At 44.6% G+C, this 3,366-nt stretch carries 5 protein-coding genes and 1 pseudogene; 5 read left to right on the top strand and 1 reads right to left on the bottom strand.

All coding sequences use genetic code 11. The features are described from left to right. Both G1O98_RS37455 and G1O98_RS37450 read left to right on the top strand, forming a co-directional pair. A pseudogene (locus G1O98_RS37455) lies at positions 1–387 on the top strand (hypothetical protein); the annotation flags it as partial. 2 nt (positions 388–389) lie between these two features. After that, complete coding sequence (locus G1O98_RS37450; protein ID WP_163939415.1) at positions 390–1,739, top strand: DnaB-like helicase C-terminal domain-containing protein; 1,350 nt, start codon at positions 390–392, stop codon at positions 1,737–1,739. Between the two features lie 15 nt (positions 1,740–1,754). Here the strand turns inward: G1O98_RS37450 and G1O98_RS37445 are convergent, their stop codons facing one another. Next, the gene (locus tag G1O98_RS37445; protein ID WP_167306242.1) at positions 1,755–2,159 is read right to left on the bottom strand and encodes a hypothetical protein; all 405 of its coding nucleotides are present in this window, start codon (positions 2,157–2,159) and stop codon (positions 1,755–1,757) included. A gap of 51 nt (positions 2,160–2,210) precedes the next feature. On the opposite strand from G1O98_RS37445, the gene G1O98_RS37440 reads away from it, so the two are divergent. The 3 genes from G1O98_RS37440 to G1O98_RS37430 are packed head-to-tail and all read left to right on the top strand — an operon-like array spanning position 2,211 to position 3,315. Continuing rightward, entirely contained in the window at positions 2,211–2,591 is a 381-nt protein-coding gene (locus tag G1O98_RS37440) for a hypothetical protein (protein ID WP_163939413.1), read from the top strand. 5 nt (positions 2,592–2,596) lie between these two features. Then, a complete protein-coding gene (locus tag G1O98_RS37435; protein WP_163939411.1) occupies positions 2,597–3,097 on the top strand; it encodes an ASCH domain-containing protein in 501 nt (166 codons plus the stop codon). Then, positions 3,094–3,315: a hypothetical protein gene (locus tag G1O98_RS37430; protein ID WP_175587029.1), complete on the top strand. Its 222-nt coding sequence runs from the start codon at positions 3,094–3,096 to the stop codon at positions 3,313–3,315. Before G1O98_RS37435 ends, G1O98_RS37430 begins: the two co-directional genes overlap by 4 nt. The last annotated feature ends 51 nt before the right edge of the window (positions 3,316–3,366 follow it).

Genomic DNA, 3,366 nt, shown 5'->3' with positions numbered 1-3,366 from the left:
CTTGAAATTACTCATGCGATCGCAGTCATGAACACCTGGGAAAAAACCAAAGGGGGATGGACGAACCTGATGCAGCGCTATAACCAGGCATTGCAAACAGAAAAACAGCCCCTACCCCAATTGCATACTGCTACGACAAAAAGCCCAAGTAACACCACTAGCATCACGCTCGAAGATGCTTTGGCACAAGATCATAAGCGCCGTCAGCAAGAGCAATCCATTCGGGTTCCATCCAATGGGTATCAGCACAGCCCACAAATGCTGGAGCTAAAGGCAAAACTTCAAGCCAAAGCAAATGAGCCAAAAGTTTCGAGCAACTCCAAACCATCTTCCACCACGAATTTGAGAGAAGTTGAAGCGCAGTTAAAATTAGCACTAAGAGCATGATTATGCACCCTAATCAAGACAATGTAGTTTCTTTTGCCCCTGACCGAAATCAAGTCAACTTGCCTCCACAAAATATCGAAGCTGAAGAAGCGATTTTGGGCGGGATTATGCTTGACCCAGAAGCGATGACTAGAATCAGCAATCGCCTAATAACCCAAGCCTTTTACATCAGCGCCCATAAAGATATCTATCAAGCCGCAGTCCAACTTCATGCTACATACCAACCCACAGATTTACTTTCTGTCACCGCATGGTTGACTGACCACAATTTGCTCAATCGCATTGGTGGCAGAAATAAGTTAGCGACTCTGGTAGACCGCACTGTATCCGCCGTCAACATTGATGCTTTGGCGGATCTGGTGATGGAGAAATATCGACGGCGGCAGTTAATCAAAGCAGGGAACGAAGTTGTCAAACTCGCTTACGAAACAGAAACTGAACTACCACTTGTACTAAACCTTGCTGAGGCGGAAGTTTTCGGCGTTACCCAAAATCAAAGCGATGAACGCTGCAAGGTTTTCTCAGCGCAAGACATGGGCATTGAACTTTTTCAAAAGTTGGAGATGGGGAATATGGCAGGTGACAGAGTTGGCTGGTACGACCTCGAAAATATCACCGGTGGCATTTATCCGAGCAGCTTAGTTGTAGTGGCTGCTGAGTCGCACATGGGGAAAACCCATTTTATGATTTCTTACGCTTACGAAATCATGACCAAACTTGGAAAACCAGTTCTGTATGTAACTCCAGAAATGGATAAGAATCAACTCAATGCCCGAATGCTAGCCCGAATCACAGGCGTAGACGCTTCTATGATCCAAACCAATACTCAGTGCTACTGGGAGCAAATAGCACAAGGCATAGGACAGATGGTGGAGTTGCCTTGGAAGGTTTACGAGCATTCCTCCCCTACAACCACAATGATTGCAAGTGCAGTGCGGCGTGCCATTGCCGAATTTGGTGGTTCTATTGGGGCTGTGTTTATTGATTACTTGCAGCAGATTCCTCTGGAATCCGGTGGGAACATGGCTTTTGAAGTCGGCAAGATTACCCGCCAGATTCGGGATATTGCCAAGTCTCACAAAATCCCTGTTTTCTTGGGCTGTCAAATCAATCGGGGAAATCAAACAACGGCTGATAAACGCCCCAATCGTCATCTGTTACGTAATTCTGGCGAAATCTTTGAGGTTTGTGACCAGTTAATTATGCTTTACCGGGATGCCGTGTATACGAAAGACCCAAGTGACCGCACTATCGAGTTGATTGTTGAGAAAAACCGCCTTTACGGTAAGCTCGGTACTGCAACGATGTTGTGCGATTTATCGACCTCGAAATTTTTGAACTTGGCGAGGTGAACGCGATGGAGTTAATTAATTGGCTGTACTGCTGCCGCCGTTGCGATCGCGTAAATACTCCCAAATTCTGCGGATTTCTTCTTGAAAAGCTTGACGGTCGCGCTCTGCTTGAAGCAAGGAAGCAAGTAAAACTTCTCGATCGCGGTCAGCTTGAATTTCAGTTTCCCTTATGGTTTGACGGTCACGTTCAGCATCTCTTTGAGCAACGCGTAATCCTTCCTGATGGAGGCGTGCAATGTCAGCCAATTCCCTAATGGTACGCTCTAACCTAGCAATGGTTTGCGAGTTACCCCTTGTTTCTCGCCTGTTAGCATTTTGTACTGTCCTCAGTAAATCCAGTTCGTCACCGATCTCTTCTAGACGAGTATCAATATTATCAAACCTTGCACTTATATCTTCCGGTGGAAAAGCGTTTGTCATAATCCCTCCTTCTTCTTTCTATTCTCGCAAAAATTCACAACTACAAACTTTATGAGTACAACATATCAACAACTCTTTTCTAAATGGGCAACTCTCGCTCCTGATGAGTGTTTATCTACTGAGCGCGATTACAAGTTCAAGCTCCGAATTTTACCAGATGTTGAAAAGTGCAATTCTCTCACTGCTAGTCGCCTAATTATTACTGAGAACTTAGAAACACATTTAGCCAATCGACGTGATTTTACAATTCAATTGTTGAATTTTGTGCTACTGACAATTATTCAGCACTGTGCGGCTCGACAGTCCAGTATCAGCTTCAGCTTTACAGAACTTGGGACTATTGCCACAATCTGCAACGGACTGCGTTCACAGCCACATCCACATCCAGCAATCGCGGCATTAGACGCATATATTCAATTGCTGGAGTTTTAAAACCCGTGAAAGCGCTATCCGTTCGTCAACCCTGGGCATGGGCAATCATTTATGCTCTCAAAAACATAGAAAACCGTGGCTGGCCTATTAATTATCGCGGCGACATTCTGATTCACGCTGCAAAAACCTGTACCAAGAAAGAGTATCAGCTAGCGAGAGAATTTGGCCATTGCATGGGGGTAGTAATCCCAGAACTAATCTCTCTACGTCTCGAATTTGCCGCAAAAAATTGGGCAGGCTTCATACTCCACAAATTAACCGTGAAGCCAAACGACTATCCAAAAAAGCCTGCCCAATTTTTCAGGACTAGGCTCCGTGTGGGTCAAGTTATTGGCATTGTCACAATAGTTAATTGCAAGTTTTCACAAGTTGCGTCTGGTTGGGGGATGCCTGAGCAATACCACTGGCAGTTGGAGAATCCCCGCGAGATTACACCAATTCCTTACATTGGGCGGTTGGGGATTTTTGAAGTACCTGATGATTTGGTCATGGAGGTAGCTGCTTGATTAAAACAATCCCAAGCCATACGCTACCTCCAAGGACACTGCAACAACAGAGGGCAATCAAGGAAGATATCATCGCCTTTATCAAAAAAGCGAAAGCCAAAAAGACATCACCAAAATTAGATGTCTGCAACAATTTTGATAACACAAAACTAAAACCAGTTCTTCCAGATGATGCACCGATCGCTGTAGTACTAGACTTGTCCGAAATATTAACTTAGGAAAAGAAAAATGGTAAAACGTTAAATTGAACGTCTACTACTTTTCAGAAT

It is taken from the genome of Nostoc sp. UIC 10630, assembly GCF_010747425.1.
Classification (GTDB): Bacteria; Cyanobacteriota; Cyanobacteriia; order Cyanobacteriales; family Nostocaceae; genus Nostoc.
This window is presented reverse-complemented; position numbering and strand designations above follow the sequence as displayed.